Origin of the sequence: Sutterella seckii (genome assembly GCF_009183815.1) — a bacterium.
Lineage (GTDB): Bacteria > Pseudomonadota > Gammaproteobacteria > Burkholderiales > Burkholderiaceae_F > Sutterella > Sutterella seckii.
This window is the reverse complement of sequence record NZ_WEHX01000052.1, coordinates 1-16,553: the sequence shown is the minus strand read 5'-3', so window position 1 is coordinate 16,553 and position 16,553 is coordinate 1. Positions and strand designations below refer to the sequence as shown.

The 16,553-nt window shown below is 58.8% G+C and carries 15 protein-coding genes; 8 read left to right on the top strand and 7 right to left on the bottom strand.

Annotated elements, in window-relative coordinates:
- Positions 1–184 precede the first annotated feature (184 nt).
- The 6 genes from GBM95_RS12690 (at position 185) to GBM95_RS07880 (ending at position 3,336) form a co-directional block, all read left to right on the top strand.
- Positions 185–532, top strand: a complete 348-nt coding sequence (locus GBM95_RS12690; protein WP_226963227.1) for a hypothetical protein — start codon at positions 185–187, stop codon at positions 530–532.
- The gene (locus GBM95_RS12685) at positions 533–886 is read left to right on the top strand and encodes a hypothetical protein (protein ID WP_226963226.1); all 354 of its coding nucleotides are present in this window, start codon (positions 533–535) and stop codon (positions 884–886) included.
- A gap of 29 nt (positions 887–915) precedes the next feature.
- Positions 916–1,386: a YjiG family protein gene (locus tag GBM95_RS07895; protein ID WP_139687408.1), complete on the top strand. Its 471-nt coding sequence runs from the start codon at positions 916–918 to the stop codon at positions 1,384–1,386.
- 180 nt (positions 1,387–1,566) lie between these two features.
- On the top strand, positions 1,567–1,845 hold the full coding sequence (locus tag GBM95_RS07890; protein ID WP_139687407.1) for a heavy-metal-associated domain-containing protein: 279 nt from the start codon (positions 1,567–1,569) through the stop codon (positions 1,843–1,845).
- A 332-nt stretch (positions 1,846–2,177) separates the two neighbouring features.
- The gene (locus tag GBM95_RS07885; RefSeq protein ID WP_152158592.1) at positions 2,178–2,855 is read left to right on the top strand and encodes a nucleoside recognition domain-containing protein; all 678 of its coding nucleotides are present in this window, start codon (positions 2,178–2,180) and stop codon (positions 2,853–2,855) included.
- Positions 2,845–3,336: a YjiG family protein gene (locus GBM95_RS07880; protein ID WP_152158591.1), complete on the top strand. Its 492-nt coding sequence runs from the start codon at positions 2,845–2,847 to the stop codon at positions 3,334–3,336. The genes GBM95_RS07885 and GBM95_RS07880 overlap by 11 nt, the downstream gene beginning before the upstream one ends.
- Before the next feature lie 707 nt (positions 3,337–4,043).
- Here GBM95_RS07880 and GBM95_RS07875 read toward each other — a convergent pair.
- Positions 4,044–5,237: an IS110 family RNA-guided transposase gene (locus GBM95_RS07875; protein WP_152158590.1), complete on the bottom strand. Its 1,194-nt coding sequence runs from the start codon at positions 5,235–5,237 to the stop codon at positions 4,044–4,046.
- 406 nt (positions 5,238–5,643) lie between these two features.
- Between GBM95_RS07875 and GBM95_RS07870 the strand changes: the two genes are divergently transcribed.
- Positions 5,644–6,576: a LysR family transcriptional regulator gene (locus GBM95_RS07870; RefSeq protein ID WP_152158589.1), complete on the top strand. Its 933-nt coding sequence runs from the start codon at positions 5,644–5,646 to the stop codon at positions 6,574–6,576.
- A 100-nt stretch (positions 6,577–6,676) separates the two neighbouring features.
- Here the strand turns inward: GBM95_RS07870 and ttdB are convergent, their stop codons facing one another.
- The 3 genes from ttdB to GBM95_RS07855 form a co-directional block, all read right to left on the bottom strand.
- Complete coding sequence (gene ttdB, locus GBM95_RS07865) at positions 6,677–7,294, bottom strand: L(+)-tartrate dehydratase subunit beta (protein WP_152158588.1); 618 nt, start codon at positions 7,292–7,294, stop codon at positions 6,677–6,679.
- The gene (gene ttdA, locus GBM95_RS07860) at positions 7,291–8,190 is read right to left on the bottom strand and encodes a L(+)-tartrate dehydratase subunit alpha (protein ID WP_152158587.1); all 900 of its coding nucleotides are present in this window, start codon (positions 8,188–8,190) and stop codon (positions 7,291–7,293) included. The genes ttdB and ttdA overlap by 4 nt, the downstream gene beginning before the upstream one ends.
- Before the next feature lie 233 nt (positions 8,191–8,423).
- Entirely contained in the window at positions 8,424–10,646 is a 2,223-nt protein-coding gene (locus tag GBM95_RS07855) for an inorganic phosphate transporter (RefSeq protein ID WP_152158586.1), read from the bottom strand.
- A gap of 317 nt (positions 10,647–10,963) precedes the next feature.
- On the opposite strand from GBM95_RS07855, the gene GBM95_RS07850 reads away from it, so the two are divergent.
- Entirely contained in the window at positions 10,964–12,766 is a 1,803-nt protein-coding gene (locus tag GBM95_RS07850; protein ID WP_152158585.1) for an FAD-dependent oxidoreductase, read from the top strand.
- Between the two features lie 125 nt (positions 12,767–12,891).
- Here GBM95_RS07850 and GBM95_RS07845 read toward each other — a convergent pair whose 3' ends face one another.
- The 3 genes from GBM95_RS07845 to GBM95_RS12680 form a co-directional block, all read right to left on the bottom strand.
- A complete protein-coding gene (locus GBM95_RS07845; RefSeq protein WP_152158584.1) occupies positions 12,892–14,709 on the bottom strand; it encodes an aryl-sulfate sulfotransferase in 1,818 nt (605 codons plus the stop codon).
- A gap of 282 nt (positions 14,710–14,991) precedes the next feature.
- Positions 14,992–16,137 (bottom strand): porin, encoded by a 1,146-nt coding sequence (locus GBM95_RS07840; protein ID WP_319643766.1) that lies wholly within the window; start codon positions 16,135–16,137, stop codon positions 14,992–14,994.
- A 236-nt stretch (positions 16,138–16,373) separates the two neighbouring features.
- Positions 16,374–16,553 (bottom strand): hypothetical protein (locus GBM95_RS12680; protein WP_226963225.1); only part of this gene is annotated, 180 nt, incomplete at its 5' end.

Below are 16,553 nucleotides of genomic sequence, written 5' to 3'. Positions count from 1 at the left end.
CGGCCGTCGAGGGTTGTGGTGGTTTTATCTCCATAACTCATTTATCAATTATAACATAACCGTAGCCGCTTGACAACTATTTTGTGCCTATGTTAATAAGAGGCGGCAAACGCCCGAAACCCGCGGAAATTCAATTCTCCTCCGAAAGGCTCAAACCACCGCACCACCCAAAGGAGTTTCTCTCATGACCAATCCAACACCAGCTCAGCAGCCTCATGCTGAGGCTCCCGGGATCTCCGGCTACATCTCGCTTCTTTTCGCCGTCATCTTTTTCTCCGGCGTCGCCGCTACCGCCAACTGGTGGGGCATTTTCGACTTTACAACCCTGAACGGCGCCTTCGGCAAGGTGGTCGGGAGCGTCGCCGAAAAGAACGGCGAAATCGCTGCGGCGATGACCAATTTCCGCGGCAAAGGCGGTTCGGGCGCCATTGACGGCTTCATGTTCGCGCTGTCGCTCGTGCCGACCATCATGTTCGCGATGGCGATGATCACGATTTTCGAGCACTACGGCGCCCTGCGCGCAGCGCGCTAGATGCTTACGCCCGTTCTGCGTCCGCTCCTCGGCCCCCCCGGATCCACGGCGCTCGCGATGATCGCGTCGCTGCAGTCGACCGACGGCGGCGCCGCGCTTACGCGGCAGCTCAAGGACGCAGGCGAAATCGACGAAAACGAAACGACGCTCTTCGCGACCTTCCAGATGACGGCCGACGCGAGCATCACGAACTTCTTCTCTTCGGGCGCCGTGCTCTTCACGCTTCTTGCCGCCAACGGCGAGCCTGCCGTGCCCGTGAGTCTTGGCCTCTGCTTAGGTATCATTCTCCTCGGCAAGGTTTTTTCCACCAACCTGATGCGCCTCATTCTGATCCGCAAGTCCCGTAAGGCTTAATTCAAAGAAAAATATTAGGAGGTTCAATTATGTCCGCACATGAAAATGCCAAGCCTATGGTGACAGACATCTTTGTCAAGGGCGCGGTTCAGGGGTGGCAGATCGCCGTTACCTCCACCATTCCGAACGTTCTGATGGCGTTCGTCATCATCAAGATCCTTGATCATTCGGGCCTTCTGAAGCTGATCGGCACGGCGCTCGACCCGATCATGGGCATCTTCGGGCTTCCGGGCGAAGCCGCAACCGTGCTTCTCGGCGGCTGGATGTCGATGGGCGGCGGCGTAGGCGTCGCCGTGGCGCTCTTCGACCACGGCACCATTACGGGTCACGACATCGCGGTTCTCGCGCCCTCGATCTACCTCATGGGCTCGCAGGTTCAGTACATGGGCCGCTGCCTCGGCGTCATCGGCATCAAGGGTTCGCGCATTCCGCTCATCATGGCGATGCCGATCATCACCGCGATCGTTTCTCTCTGGGTCATGAATATTCTGGTCGGTTGATTTTTAACCAGCTTGATCCAAAAGGCGCGCACGGCTTCAATGAGGCCGGCGCGCCTTTTTTCTGATCCAGGACAGCAGGAGAATTCTTGAATTTCGCCGGCGTGTGGACGATGCACTAAAATTGAAAATCATTATCAAGATAGGGGCTCAATGCGGCCTCCGGGATGATGAGGTTCAGAAATGTTCAAGACAACGGTTGGCATTGACGGCATGGCCTGCGGCATGTGCGAGGAGCACATCTGCAGCACGATCCGCAAGGCAATGGACGTCAAAAAGGTTTCAGCTTCCCACAAGAAGAAGCTCGCGGAAATCATTACCGAGCGCCCGGTTGACGAGCGGCTCCTTCGCGAAGCGATTGCGCCCACCGGCTACGGCGTGACGTCCTTCAAATGCGAGCCCTATGAAGAGAAGGGCTTCTTCGCAAAGCTTTCCGGTCTCTTCGGAGGCGGAAAGGCCTGATCGGAGCAGGATTGATGAACAGTGACTAAGAGTCACTAAAACTGTGAGTTTTGATTTATATCAATCCTGATAGCCCAATCTGCCTCCATAAGAATAGAAACATCTCCATACAATTGTGGCGACTTCTTATCTTCCATCACGGAAGAGGGCGGATTGCCGTGCATTCAGGCATTGGTGAATGTTTCGGGACGGATGGCTGGGCAGAAATCGCTTGATTTCGACCAGTGAGCGTGCTCTCTCTGAGGAAGATGAGGTTTTAAGCCGTGCGCGGGTCCGGATCGTCAAGTCCGGATTGAGGCGCGCGAACCTTCCAAACTTCCTCAGGGATAATCATGACTGATCCTCAAGCTTCCCCGGCCTCGTCGCCGAAGCATGAAAAGGTCGGCATCGGCGCCTACATCGCGCTTTTGCTCGCCATCGTCATCTTCTCGGGCGTTTTCTACAAGATGCCTGAAGCCTACAAGTGGCTCGGCGCCTTCGACTTCACCACGCTCATCGGCAAATACGGCACGGTTGCCGGCGCCAACGGCAACTTCGTCGGCACGGGCGGCGACAGCGCCCGCGGCGGCTTCCTCTTTGCGCTTTCGCTCTTCCCGGGCGTGATGCTCGCGATGGGCCTCATCGAAGTGCTCTCGCACTACGGCGCTCTGCGTGCGGCTCAGGTTCTGATGACGCCGCTCCTCAAGCCCCTCCTCGGCGTGCCGGGCTATACGGGCCTTGCGCTCATCACCGACCTTCAGAGTACGGACGGCGGCGCGGCGCTCACGCGCGCGCTTTATGACGAAAAGCGCATCACGAGAAAGAACCTCGTGACGATCTGCGCCTGGCAGTATGCGGGCGCGGGCTGCATCAGCAACTACTACACCACGGTTTCGGCGCTTTTCTCGCTCTTCCTCTGCCCTGTGTGGGGACCGATGGTCATCATTCTCGTGCTGAAGTTTGTTGGCGGCGCACTTATCCGCACCGTTCTCTCGACAATTTACCGCAAGGATTTCGAAAATGACCGCTAATGAGAAGAATGAAGCCGCAGGCAAGCCGGCCTCCCAGAATCCTTTCGACATCTTCATCGCTGGCGTCAGGAAGGGCTTGAACATTGTTCTGTACAGCCTGCTGCCCAATGTGCTGATGGCCTTCGTCCTCACGCAGATCCTGCGCCTCTTCGGCGTGATGGATTTCCTCGGCGAAACCTGCGGGGGCCTCATGGGTCTCTTCGGACTCCCGGGCGAAGCGATCACGGTGCTTCTTGCCACGTGGCTTTCCTGCGGCGCCGGCGTCGGCGTTGCGGCGAGCCTCGCGTCCCACGGCACGCTCCAGCCTCATGACATCACGATTCTTGCGCCGGCCTTCATTCTGATGGCTTCGCAGATTCAGTACATGGGGCGTCTCCTCGGCGTCGCCGACGTTCCGAAGAAGTACTGGCCGGTGCTGATGCTCAACTCCGTCCTCATGGCCTTCATCGGCATGATCCTCATGCGCATTGTCTTCCTCTAATGAGCGCGGACTTGAGCCGTCGGCGCTTCTCTTTGTGAGCGCAGACGGATCTATATGCGAAAATAAAGAAGCTCCCGTTCGGCGCGCCCGGGCGGGAGCTTCTCACATGGATGTCCTCTCCATATGGATCTCTGGACCACCCACGTTTGTCAAGCTCTCAAAGAAAAAACGGTAACGCGCGAGCTTGGAGCAAGATTGCGGGTACTGAGTCAGTCGAGCGCCTTATTGCGGCAGCCGGCGGCAGTATCGGCCTGGTGCCTTCAGGCACTGAGCCTAATCTTGTCAAGCGGTCGTGGAATAGCGAGCACGGCCGTCAGGCCGAGCGGAGCATATGCCGTCGAAAGCCGCTTGACAGAGCCTCCGCCGATACAATGTCGCTATGTGCGAATGCGACAAGCGAAGCGCAACCCGCATTCGGACTTAGCGACCCTTCATCGGCTAATCCGCTCACTGTCCATTTGATTATTGCCGGCAGTATTTCAGTCCCAGTAATCACGCATCAACGAGAGAGGCCGCTTCCGTTAATCTCTCAGGCCTGTCGGCTTGCATGCTTGCATGCCCTGACCAAAATGAACTCATCAGAAGTCTTGTCCTTGCCAAAATAAACTGCCATGCAACAAGTGCAATCCATACGAAATAGCTGTTGGACAAGCCTTACAGAAAAGGGTTTCTCATTTCACGCGATTAGTTATGGAATTGCCGATGCCTCAGGCGGCTGCGGCATCCTCATTGCTGGATTGGCCGGCCATAGCCGCAAGCACCGAGCGGGGGACTCCCGCTCTGTGAATGTCAAATTTTTCGCCGTAGAAGAGCACCGCCCATGCGATCCGGATGAGTTTCGCCGCCAGCGACACCATGATCTTGCCGTAGGGTTTTCTCACCGCCAACTGCTTGTCAATCCACTTCGTGAGCTGGCAGTCGGGCAGCTGCCTCTTGCAGTACTGCATGTAGATGCAGGCCGCCCCCTGCATCAGCAGGGATCTCAGCAATTTGTCGCCGCGGCGGCTGATTCGTCCCTGGCCCTTGCTGCTCAGATCCGGAGCTGAGCTCTTCTTCTGCCTAGGCTTATTCACATGCCCCGTAATGAAATTCTTCGGCACGCACCCGATGTAGGCAACAAGCGAGCGGGGTTTTTCAAACCGCTTTACATCGCCGACAACCGTGATGAATCGGCCGGCAATCTGAGTGCCGACGCCCATGACGCTCTTCAGCAGCCTGCCGTTCGCATTAGCGCTGACCAGTGCTTCAAGATCCTTGTCGAGCTGATGAATTTGATCATCGAGCGTCTTCACGCGATCAAGCATCGTGGTCAGAGCAGAGACAGCCGCAGCGCCCATCAGTTCGGCCTTAGCTTCCACAGCCTCACGCATCTTCTTGAGATTGCGCCTGCCGGCCGGTATGCCAATCCCCCAGGCCTGAGCAAATCCCTTGAAGCTGACGATTGTCTTCGTCCGTTGCCCTACCAATTGTTGCCGTACGCCCTGCACCGTCATGATGCGGCACTCTTCGAGCGATTTGGCGCGAATAGGCCGAAGATCCGGATCGGCAGTCAATCGGGCTAGTGCAAGCGCATCATTGATGTCGGTTTTCTGGCCCGACATATGTGTGTCGATCCACATCTTGACGGCTTTGCCGCTGATTACGCGCATCTCATGGCCGCGAGCTTCAAGTTCAAGGTTAAGTTGCGAGTAGCCATTGCACGGCTCAACAGCAAATAACGTCGGCGAGAGTTTATCGGCGATCTCGTAGAGCTCGGCGTAAGTCACGCGGTCGATCAGAATAACTTCACCCTCGTTGAGCGTAACCGCCGCCAGGGAAACGTCGTATTTGGCGAGGTCCAGCCCGATCACGGCATATTCGATGGAAACATCAAGCGTTGTTTGAGTATGCTTCTTTGTCATGGCATGGCCTCCTGCGGTATTCGAGGTAGATACACCTATTGTCGCGCCCATTCGCTCGAACGGGTTCGATGCAGTGGGTGGTCCATGTCATTAACCCCGGACTTCCTGCTCCCGCTCCAAGCTCTCTGGATTCCCGATGTATTCTCGACGCCAGGCTCTTCCCGCAGTCCTCTCGCTCTTCGTTATTTCTCTGCCCGCTCAGGCTGAGATGAGAGAGAAGGAGAAAAAAGAGGAGGTTCAGAAGACGACAAAGAAGGTCGATGCGGTATCAACCGCTTCGCAGCGCCGACAGGCGCGAAAGGAAAGACAGGCCAAACGGAAGGCGGCCAGAAAGCAATAGGCGCTGCTGCTGCAGTTTCCCCGGGCTTCCCAGCTCCTTTCATCGCATTACAAACTTCTCCCCGATATGTCTGCCAATACCTGCCGCTATCTCACCGCACTTCTCACTGAAGGGAGCTTTTCGAAGGCCGCTCAGGCGCTCGATATTTCGCAGCCCTCGCTCTCGCAGTTTCTGCTTCGTCTGGAGACCGAGGCAGGAACGACGCTCGTCGACCGCGCGGCGAAGCCTCTGCGCCTTACGCCGGCGGGAGAACTTTTTCTCAAAACAGAAAGACAGATCGAGCAGCTCAGGGAGACCTGCGCCAAGCAGATGGCGGACATCCATGAAGGCGTGCGGGGCCACGTATGCATCGGCGCGTCCGACTACCGGGAGACCTTTTCCCTCTCGGAAGTGCTTCCGGTTTTCAGAAAGCGCTTTCCCAACATAGAAATCTCCGTGACGGAAGGACGTACGAAGGAACTTGAGGAGTTTGCGTTGTCGGGCGCCACGGACTTTTCCCTCGTCATTGCGCCGCTCTACCATCCGGCAGGGCTTGAAATGACGGAGCTCTACAAGGAGACGCTTCTTCTTGCCATGAGCCCGAATCATCCCATTGCCAGGAAGCACCCATCAACGGGACGAGATGAATATCCAATGCTCGATTTTTTCGAGATGGACCGCGAGCCCTTCATCGTGATCAAGAAGGGACAGAAGATGAACCGGCTCTTTCATGAGCTTTGCGAACGCACGAATGCGGCGCCGAGAGTGGTGCTCGAGAGCGAATCCATGATTGCGGCGCTCGCGCTCGCAAGCGCCGGACTCGGCATCACGCTCACGACGGAAACGCTTGCCCGGCGGTCGCGCGTGACGGATGCGTTGAGGTGCTTCCGCATTTCGCCCGAAGTCCCGCCCCGGACGGTGATTGCGGCCTACCGCAGCGACCGGTATCTCTCCAAAGCGGCGCGTGCGCTGATTGATGTGATGAGGGAAGTCGCCAAAGAGCGGTTTGAGCGCGGCTGATGCTTCCCGTCAATACCGCGGCGCATGAGAAAAAAGCCGGCGCTCCCCGAAAGAGAGCGGCCGGCTTTGAAAAGGAAAGAATGCAGACAGCGGAAAACGATTACTTTTGGTAGTCGACGAGCGCGCTGATGCGCTCAACGATCGGGCCCTTGCGTTCGTTGAAGACGGCCTTATTCTTTTCGAAGAGGTTGTTGCCGTGTGTATCGATCGAGCAGATGAGGGGCCCGAAGTGCTTCACGCGCATGACCCACATGGATTCGGGCATGCAGAGTTCGGGCCACTGAACGTCCTCGACCTCTTCAACGCATTCCGCGGCAACGACGGCGCAGCCGCCCGGGAAGACGCAGTGAATGGCCTTCGATTCCCGGCAGCCCGCGGTCGTGTTGGGACCCATGCCGCCCTTGCCGACGATGAGCTTCACGCCGGTTTCGGCGAGGAATTCCTTTTCGAAGATTTCCATGCGCATCGAGGTCGTGGGACCGATCGAAACGACTTTCCAGCCGCTCTTCGCTTCCTTCGTCGGAACCATGATCGGACCGGCGTGGAAGATGGCTTTGCCCTTAAGATCCACGGGGAGCTTGCGGCCGAGCTTCACGAGGCGGTGATGCGCCTGGTCGCGGGCCGTGATGAGATAGCCGTCGAGGTAGAGGATGTCGCCGATCTTGATGTCTTCGAGGTCTTCATCCCTGATCGGGGTGGTCAGCGTCTTGGTGCTCACAGCGTCACTCCCTTGTGCGAAAGAAATTCATAAGACATGTCCGCATGAACGCGGATCGTGGCGCGGCGGTGGGCCCAGCAGCCCGTGGAAACGCCGACCGCAATGCAGGAGGGATGGCGCGCAGCCTGTTCGACGTTGACGCCCATCACCGTGCCCTTGCCCGTGAGGCCGCCCGGCCCGAGGTTGAGTTCATTGAGCCCGTCCTTGATGAGCTTTTCGAATTCCGCACCCGTCGGGTTGCTGTTGTGCGAATCGACCGGACGCATGAGGGCGCGCTTCGAGAGCGTGGCGGCGACTTCCGCCGAGCCCGCAATGCCGATGCCGAGAAGAAGCGGCGGGCAGGCATTGATGCCGCGTTCCGTCATGATGTCGAAGACGAACTTGACGACGCCTTCATAGCCTTCGAGCGGCATCAGAACCTTGGCCGCACCGGGGAGCGAGCAGCCGCCGCCCGCCATGTAGCCGCAGATTTCCGCTTCGTCCGAATCGGGAACGATCTGCCAGTCGATCCAGGGAATGCGCACGCCCGTGTTGTTGCCGGTGTTCTTCTCGTCGAAGATCTGCACGGCGTTGTGGCGAAGGGGCGCATCCTTCGTCGCGCGCTTCGTCGCCTCGCGCAGGCACTCTTCCATTTCGCCGAGGAGCGGGAAGCGCGAACCCACCTTGACGAAGAACTGAATGACGCCCGTGTCCTGGCAGAGCGGAACGTTGTTCTTCTTGGCGAGCGCCATATCGGTAAACATGGCGTCGTAGATGGTGTTGGCAATGTCGGTCGTCTGTTCGGCGCGCATTTCCGTGAGGCTCTTCATGACGTCGTCGGGCAGGTGCTTGCCGAAGTACGCCGTGAACTTCGCCATCAGATCCGTGAATCGGTCTCTGAGGAGTTCTTCAGCCATGGCGGTGTTCTCCTTTCTGGTTGTTTTGAGGGGTCTGAGGGGATGCGTTTTCATCGCTCCTCCTCCTGATGGTTGAAAGTTTAGGGAGCGTTTATATATAATTCAAATACTTAGATATCTATAAAAACAATAGCCCCAAGCCTATTATCAGGCGCCATAGAAAAAAACGGCCGGCGTTTTGAAATCAACGCCGGCCGGAGGAGAGAGATGTTTAGAGGGCGATGTCGAGGCGCTTAGCTTTCTTCCGCTAGCGCGTTGACTTTCGTCTGGATCATCGCCGTGATCTCATAGTGATTGATGAGTTCGCGGGCGAAGAGAAGGAAGGTGAGGTAGAGTTCGGAACCTCTGATCGAAATGCCTTCGGCCGGAATGGCGCGAAGGAGCTCAGTCTGCAGGCGGTCGATGGCCTGGAGCGCCTTCTGGGCATTGGCGTGGAAGACCGAAATGTCGGGATTGCCGTTCTCTGATTTGCTCATGGCTTCAAGGAGACCGACGAGCGTTCTGAGATCATCGGCAAGGCGCCCTTCATAAATGCGGTGGCGGTTCGCGACATGGTCGAGGGCGAGCTTCGCGAGGCCCTGGAGCGAACGGCCGACTTCACGCATGTTCGTGAACGCGCGGAAGTAGCAGTAGCGGGCGTCGAAATCGGCTTCAGAGGGCTTCTTGTCGGAGAGCGCCATGCGGTAGTAGATGCCGCGGGCGGCCGAGAGGTCGTCGAAGAATTCCGAGGCATCCGACTTGGCAGTTCTCAAGGCCGATTCGCGGTCGGAGAGGAGGCCCTCGAGAATCTTGCGGCAGAGCTCGATCGAGCGGCGGAGATTCTCCGGCGCCTTCTCGTCGATCATGGTGCGGATGGTCGGGGCATCGTAGCGGACGCTGCTCTGCTTGACGAGCGAGTCGTCCGAGAGGCTCGCCTTGAGGTTCGAGCGTACGAGAAGCGCAATCGCCGCAAGCCCGAGGATCACCGCCATGATTTCGCCGCCGAAGAAGACGAGCGTTGCGACGATGCCCGCGAGCGTGCTCGCGCAGAGCGCCGTGATGAACCAGCCCGAAATCACCGTGAGGACGCCCGAAATGCGGTAGACGGCGGTTTCGCGGTCCCAGGCGCCGTCGGCAAAGGACGAACCCATCGCAACCATGAAGGTGACGTAGGTGGTCGAAAGCGGGAGTTTGAGCGATGTGGCCGAGGCAATCAGAATCGCAGAGAGGACGAGGTTGATCGAAGCGCGGACGTAGTCGAAGGGAAGAGGCTCTGTCCCCTCCGCAACGGGCGCGGGCTCAAAGCGGCTTGCGAGCGCGCGGGAAAGCGTCCCCGGCATGATCTGGTGAATGACTTTCCCGAGCGTCATCGAGGCGCGCACGATCATGCGGCCGGGAAGCGATGCGCCGAACTGTTCCTGTTCGCCTGACTGCGCAGAGGAAAGGTTGATGGAGGTCTGAATGACGCGGTGCGCCTTCTTCGAGAACCAGAGGGTGAGCACCATCACGAGGCCCGAGAAGAGAAGGAAGGCCGTCGGGGCCGTGGAGGGCTTCAGGAGCCCGCCCATCATGAAGGCGCTGTCAGCCGTGCCCGAGGCCGCCCATTCGCGGTAGGCATCGTAGGCGGCGAGCGGAACGCCCACGAAGTTCACGAGGTCGTTCCCGGCAAACGCGAAGGCGAGCGAGAACGTGCCCGCGAGGATGATGATTCTGAAGACGTTGATGTTGAAGAGGCTGATGAACGCCTGGAAGAGAATCGTGAGCCCGATGAAGAGGGTTGCGAGGATGACGGTCGTATTGGCGTTGATCCAGTCGATCCATTCCGGACGCATGAAGGAAGCGCCCTTCGCGCCCTTCATGACGAGGAAGTAGATGATGGCCGTGAACGCAAGGCCCGCATAGACGCCCCCCACCTTGCGGTAAGCGCCTTCGAAGCGGAAGGAGAAGATCAGGCGGGCAATGTACTGAATGACGGCGCCCGAGACGAAGGCGACCACCACGGAAATCAGAATGCCCGAGATGATCGCAAGCGCCTTGGAGTTGTTGATGTAGCCGGCGACTTCGGTGAGGGACGCCCCGTCGGCGACGAGCTTGAAGCAGGCGGCGGCGATTGCGGAACCGAGGAGCTCAAAGACGATCGAAACGGTGGTCGACGTGGGGAGCCCGAGCGTATTGAAGGCATCGAGCAGGATCACGTCCGCCACCATGACGGCGAAGAAGATCACCATGATTTCCGCAAAGGAGAACATCTGCGGATTGAAGACGCCCGAACGCGCAATCTCCATCATGCCGGACGAAAACGTGGCGCCGAGCAGCACGCCCGCCGTCGCCACCCACATCGTCGTGCGGAATTTGGCAATCCGGCAGCCGAGCGCGGAATTCAGAAAGTTCACGGCGTCGTTCGAGACGCCGACGAAGAGGTCGATGATTGCGATGACACCGAGGAAGGCGAGCATCACGAGATAGTAGCTGTCCATAGGTTGCTGACCTCGCTCAGGGAGGTTTGGTTTTTGAGAGAAATGGTTTAAGGACAGCGCGGATTGTCGGTAGGCCGCATGACAGCCGGACTAAGAAAATATGACAAAACGATGACAAGTTCGGGGGGCTTTGATCTGCATCGTTCTGAGAGGAAACCCTTGCACGAAAACACTTGGCCTAAAGCAAAGACGCATCTTGTCAGAGGTACTCACAAAGGACTATCGTGCTCACCATATCAATGAGGCATTCGCGGCGGCGGGAGGGAAATGCAGCTCTCCAGGCTTCCGTGATGCCTTCAGATATAAGGAGAGAAAAAATGCAGAAATTCGCCAAACTCGGCATTGCGCTCGCCCTCGGCAGCGTGCTTGCCGCCACCGCATCCGCTGCTGCCCTGAAGGACGGCACCTGGACGGGTGAAGGCCAGGGCAGGAACGGCGCCGTGGTCGTTGAAATGACTGTGAAGAGCGGTCACATTGCCGACGTGAAGGTCGTGAAGCACTCCGAAACGGCCGGCATCTCGGACGCCGCGCTCGCGCGCATGCCCGGCGAAATCGTCAAGGCTCAGTCGACCGGCGTTGATGCCGTGACGGGCGCCACGATGACCTCGAACGGCATCAAAGGCGCTGTTGCGAACGCGATCCGCGCTGCGGGCGGCGACCCGGCGCAGTTTGCCGCTGCCGTCGTGACCAAGAAGGCCGCGAAGAAGGTCATTAAGGAAAATGCCGACATCGTCGTGGTCGGTGCCGGCGGCTCGGGCATTTCCGCTGCCGTCAAGGCCGAAACCCTCGGCAAGAAGGTGATCCTCATTGAAAAGATGCCGACCATCGGCGGCGCGACGGTTTTGAATGCCGGCACCCTCATCGCGACGGGGTCGAAATACCAGCGCGACGTGATGCATGAGACGAAGGATTCGCCTGAACTTGCCTACAAGGACATCTTCCGCGTCGGCAAGAACAGGAACGACCCGGTTCTCGTCAAAATGGTGACCGAAAAGGTGGGCGGCGTTGTCGACTGGCTCATCTACGACATGAAGATTCCGTACGGTCCTGCCGCAACGCAGTATCCGGACCACTCCGCGAACCGTCAGCTCGGCGTCAAGGGCCGCTCGGTCAACTTCCTTCACCTGATGAAGGACAAGTTCCTCGGCATGGGCGGGAAGCTCATGCTTGAAACCCGCGCGCAGGAATTCATCCGCGACAAGTCGGGCCGCGTGATCGGCGTGAAGGCGACGGATGCCGCCGGGAACACCGTTGAACTTACCTCGAAGGCGGTGATTCTCGCTTCGGGCGGCTACGGCGCCGACCAGTCGATGCTCCCGCCGAAGATGAAGAATTATCTCTTCTACGGCGTTGACGGCGAAACGGGCGACGGCTTCAAGATGGCAACGAAGATCGGCGCAGGCACGATCAACCTCGATCTTGTGAAGATGTACCCGCAGGGCGTTGAAACGCGTCCGCATCACGGCCTTGCAGCGACTGCATCCTCGACCGATACGATGAAGAAGTCGGGCGCCATCTACGTCAACCGCGACGGCAAGCGCTTCGTCGATGAAAACGCGGGTCTCGGCGTCCTCACGGACAAGACCATTGAGCAGCCAGGATCGATCGCCTACATCGTGATGGATGCGGCCGCCTGGAAGCAGTACGTCGCGAAGTCTCTTGAAGACAAGCTCGTGCCTGATGCCGCTTCGCTCGACCAGTGGACGAAGATCGTCAACAACGGCCGTCCGGTGATGGCGGTTTCGAACAGCCTTGAGGATGCCGCGAAGACGATGGGCATCGACCCGAAGGGTCTTGAAGCGCAGGTCGCTCACTGGAATGAAATGGTGAAGGCCGGCGCCGACAAGGACTTCAACCGCCGCATCACGGGCGGCTTGGGCGTTGGTCCCTACCACATCGTTGAGCAGAAGGTCCGCTACCAGACGACGCTCGGCGGCCTCAAGGCCGACGGCGGCATGAGGATTCTCGACAAGGCGGGCAAACCCATCCCGGGCCTCTATGGTGCGGGCTGCGTGGTGGGCGGCGCCAATGGCGCAGACTCCATGACCGCGATGATGAACTCCTGGGCAATCGTCTCGGGCGTTGTCGCTGCGGAAACGGCTGCCAAGGACCTGAAGTAATCGTCTGACGCCTCTCTTCGGACCGCCGGGTGATCCGGAGGTCCGAAGGAGCTTTGTTCTCGAGCCTTGAAAAAGCCGCGCTTCCCGATGAAGGAGGCGCGGCTTTTTCCTGTTTTGCGGAGGTATTAGCGGATCACGCCGTTGAAGGCCTTATGGACGTCGAAGGCGAAGGCCTGGTAGCCCGTGGTGTTCTTCAATTGAATCTCCACCGCCGGCACGGTCGAACCCCATTCGAATTCGTCGAGGTACGGGTTCGGCGCCGACGTGAGGCCGCCCGTCTTCAGGTCGTAGTTGGCGCCTGCCGTCGCGGCGTAGGTGACGATGGAATCCTTGTCGGGCATGTATTCCACGAGGCTCGTCACCGGGCTGAACCACTCGTGGCCTTTTCCCTTGCCGTATTCCCAGATCTGCTCGACCGTGCGCCTTTCCTGGTCGATGCGGTAGATGACGGCGCGCGAATACTTCATGTCGGGAAGCGGCGGCTGATCGAACCCGCGGCCGTCGCCGTTGTCGAAGACGGAAAGATACATGACCTTTTTGTCCGACTTGCTGTCGATCCGGAAGGCCGTGTGCTGCGTCCAGGTCCAGTCGAAATTCGTGTTCGAGCAGGAGGCGTCGTCGCAGGAAAGGGGCTGCCCCTTGGCGTCGACCGGCGTGAGGAGCGCGTCGCTCCAGGGTTTCTTCCAGCCGCGCGGGGCGCCGAGAATCCACTTCACCTTCTTGTCGCGGCCGATCTTGATGACGGCGCACTGATGGCGGGAGGAGAGGATGATCGAATCATCGGTCGGGTCGTAGTCGACGGAATTGATGTGCGCCCAGTTGCGGCCCGGGCCCGTGCCGACGATGTCGCCGAAATGCGCTTCCGTATCGAGCTTCTGGAGTTCCTCGTCGGAAAGCGTCTTCCCGGCGAGCTTCAGATCGATGTTGAGGCAGACGGCGCCCTGGTCGAGCGCCTTGATGGCGGTATTGCGGTAGGGATCCAGAATGTCCCAGAGGCGCCACTCGTCGACAACGGTGCCGTTGGCGTCGACCTCAATGATCATGTCGCGCACGGTGCGGACGTTCCGGCCGTCAAGGCGCTTCAGGTTAGAAGAGGCAACGCGCAGGAAATAGTGTCCGTTCTGCGCGGCGTCCATCGTGTGGCTGAAGTCGTTGTAGCCGTAGGGCAGCCGGCGGTTCCAGATTTCGCGGCCCATGATGTCGTACTTGACGTAGTGCTGGCCGTAGCCCCAGGTGATGGCGCCGTCGTCGTTCTGCCTGAGGCCCATCATGATGCCGCCGTCATAGAGGGAATCGACGTCGTAGATGCCTTCCGGGTAGAGGAACCAGCGGACTTCGCCCCTGGTGTCGATCACCATGTTGAGGGGATAGGACGACCACTGCAGAGCCCCGCCTTCAGGGTTGTTCCAGACGGCATGGCGGGTATTGTTGTTGCCGCCGATGTTGTTGATGTAGTAGAGGCGGTCGGCGAATTTCCCTTCGGCAGCCTTCTTCACTTCGGCCTTCGGGAAGGGCACGAGTCCGTAGACCGGCTGCGTGCGGATGAAGACCTTGTCCGTGAAGTGTTCGGTTTTCCCGTTGTAGATGCGGTCGTAGGTGATCTCAACGGTGTTGCGGTAGTCCGGATAGAGGCCGAAGACCGGGATGCCGCCGTGCGTGAGGACCTGCGCGTCGGAGACGGCGTAGGCGATTTCCTGACCGTCCTTCTTCGGATTAATGCGAACTTTGGCATTTCTCACAACATAGCCGCCGTTCCGGATGATGGCCGTGAGCGGAGCAATCTTGTAGGGATTCGTGATTAGTTCGCCGAGGTGGCCCTGGTTCTTGTAGATCGTGGCGGCGCCTGACGGTCCGCCGAAGGCGTGGGCGGCCATCGGCGCAGTGGCTGCCGCTGCGCAGAGAATTGTGAAGCGCGCGAATTCGCGGCGGGAAATGCCGGACATGATGTTCTCCTTTCCTTTGAACTCGGGGCGATTGAGGATCGCCCGATGATTGGAGTCATCCTAGAGTTGCGGCACGGGAGACGGCTATCGTTCCTTTCCCTAATAAACGTGCGGATTTCGCGAAATCAAATTTCGGTTTGCGACCTTTCTCTACGGCAGTTCGGCGACTCCGGGTGACGTCAAAACGAAGCCCGCCCGGGGCACGTGCAATGCTTCGGGCGGGCAGGAAGGAAATGCATGTCCTGGAAAGGCTCTTCAAACCCGGGACATGCCGTTCAATGATTAGAAGCGATGGATCAGGCCGGCGATGACTTCGACGGACGAGGGTTCAAGACCCGAGTAATCCGTGTTGTCGTCCTTGGTGTAAGCCGCGGCGCTGTAGACGGAAGTGCGCTTGCTGAGGCTGTAGTCGTAGCCGACGGCAACGTTCCAGCGGCTGAGCTTCCTGCTGCTGTCTTCAGCGGCTTCAGCATCCATGTATCCGACGTGAGCCTTGGCCGTGCCGCCGAGGACGGGAACGCCGACGCCGAGCGCGAGGCCGTAGCCGTCAGCGCTTTCCCAGCCGGCAGTGTCGCCGAAGGAGTAGCCGAACTTGCCGAAGCTGGAATCGGTGATGTATTTCTGACCAACAGCGATGGCGTTCTGGAAGTACTGGCCCATGGCATAGACCTTGGCGACGCCGAAGTCGTAGTTGCCGCCGAGGGTTACCGTCAGCTGGTCGGCGTCGTAGGTGTAGTTGTACCCGGTGCCGCCGAAGTACATCTGCTTGCCGTGGTTGATCGAATCAACGATGCCGACAAGGTAGAGGTTCTCGGCCTTGTAGGTGGCGGCGATGCCGTAGTAGCGGTTGGCGGAGGACTTGCCTTCGTCGCCGCCTTCAGTCGAGCTGTTCTTGAGCGAATACTGGGCGTACACCTTGAAGCCGGCGAAGTCCGGGGTGGCATAGGTGATGGTGTTGTCGAAGCGCGTCCAGCCGTCAGCGGTGACGAACTTCTGTCCGATCGAGTCGCCCCAGCCCGAAGAGAAGGGCGAGGTCTGACCGAGAAGGCCGAAGGAGCCGTTGGCGCTCGCGAGCTGGCCCATGCGGCCGAAGGCGATCGTGCCGAAGGCGCCCGAAAGGTTGAGCTGGGCTTCGCGGTCAAAGAGCTTGTTCGTTGTCGAGAACGTGCCCGAGTCGCCGGCAAAGCCGTTCTCAAGGACGAAGCCGACCTTGAGGCCGTTGCCGAGGTCTTCCGCGCCCTTCACGCCGAAGCGCGAGCCGCTGTTCTGGCCGGACTTCATCTGGAAGGAGTCATTGGCATCCGCGGCGGTGTCGCCGTCGGTATGTTCATAGCTGAAGCCGTAGTCGACGAGGCCGTAGAGCGTCACGTCAGCAGCGGCGGCAGAGCCGGCAAAGGCGCCGAGAATTGCGAGAGCAGCAAGAGTCATCTTCATTTTCATGTTCGAAAATTTGCTAGTCTTCCCGCCGGGGAATCCCCTGCAGGAAGCACTTGAGTGAAATGACAGACAGAGACCATCGCCAAACAGCTTCTGTCTGCCGGAACCTTCCAAGGGAAGGACTTTAATTGCAAGGGATTTCCCCTCACAGATGAGAAAGTATTATCGGGGGCATTATTAACAAAGGTATTTAATAGTTGACGGATGGTGCTGTGTGGCGCTTGGGGTCAGGCCGCCTGTGCATAGAGGGTACTCTCATTCGTAAAACAGGCGCGAATAGGGGTCTTCTGACTTTTGAAGGTGGAGGAGATCTCCTTTGCGTGCTCGAGCGTTTCTTCGTGATTCTTCGGCCCCTTCACCCGCAGACTCGTTTTGAGCTGACGATTCAGAAACTCATCGGGGTTCAG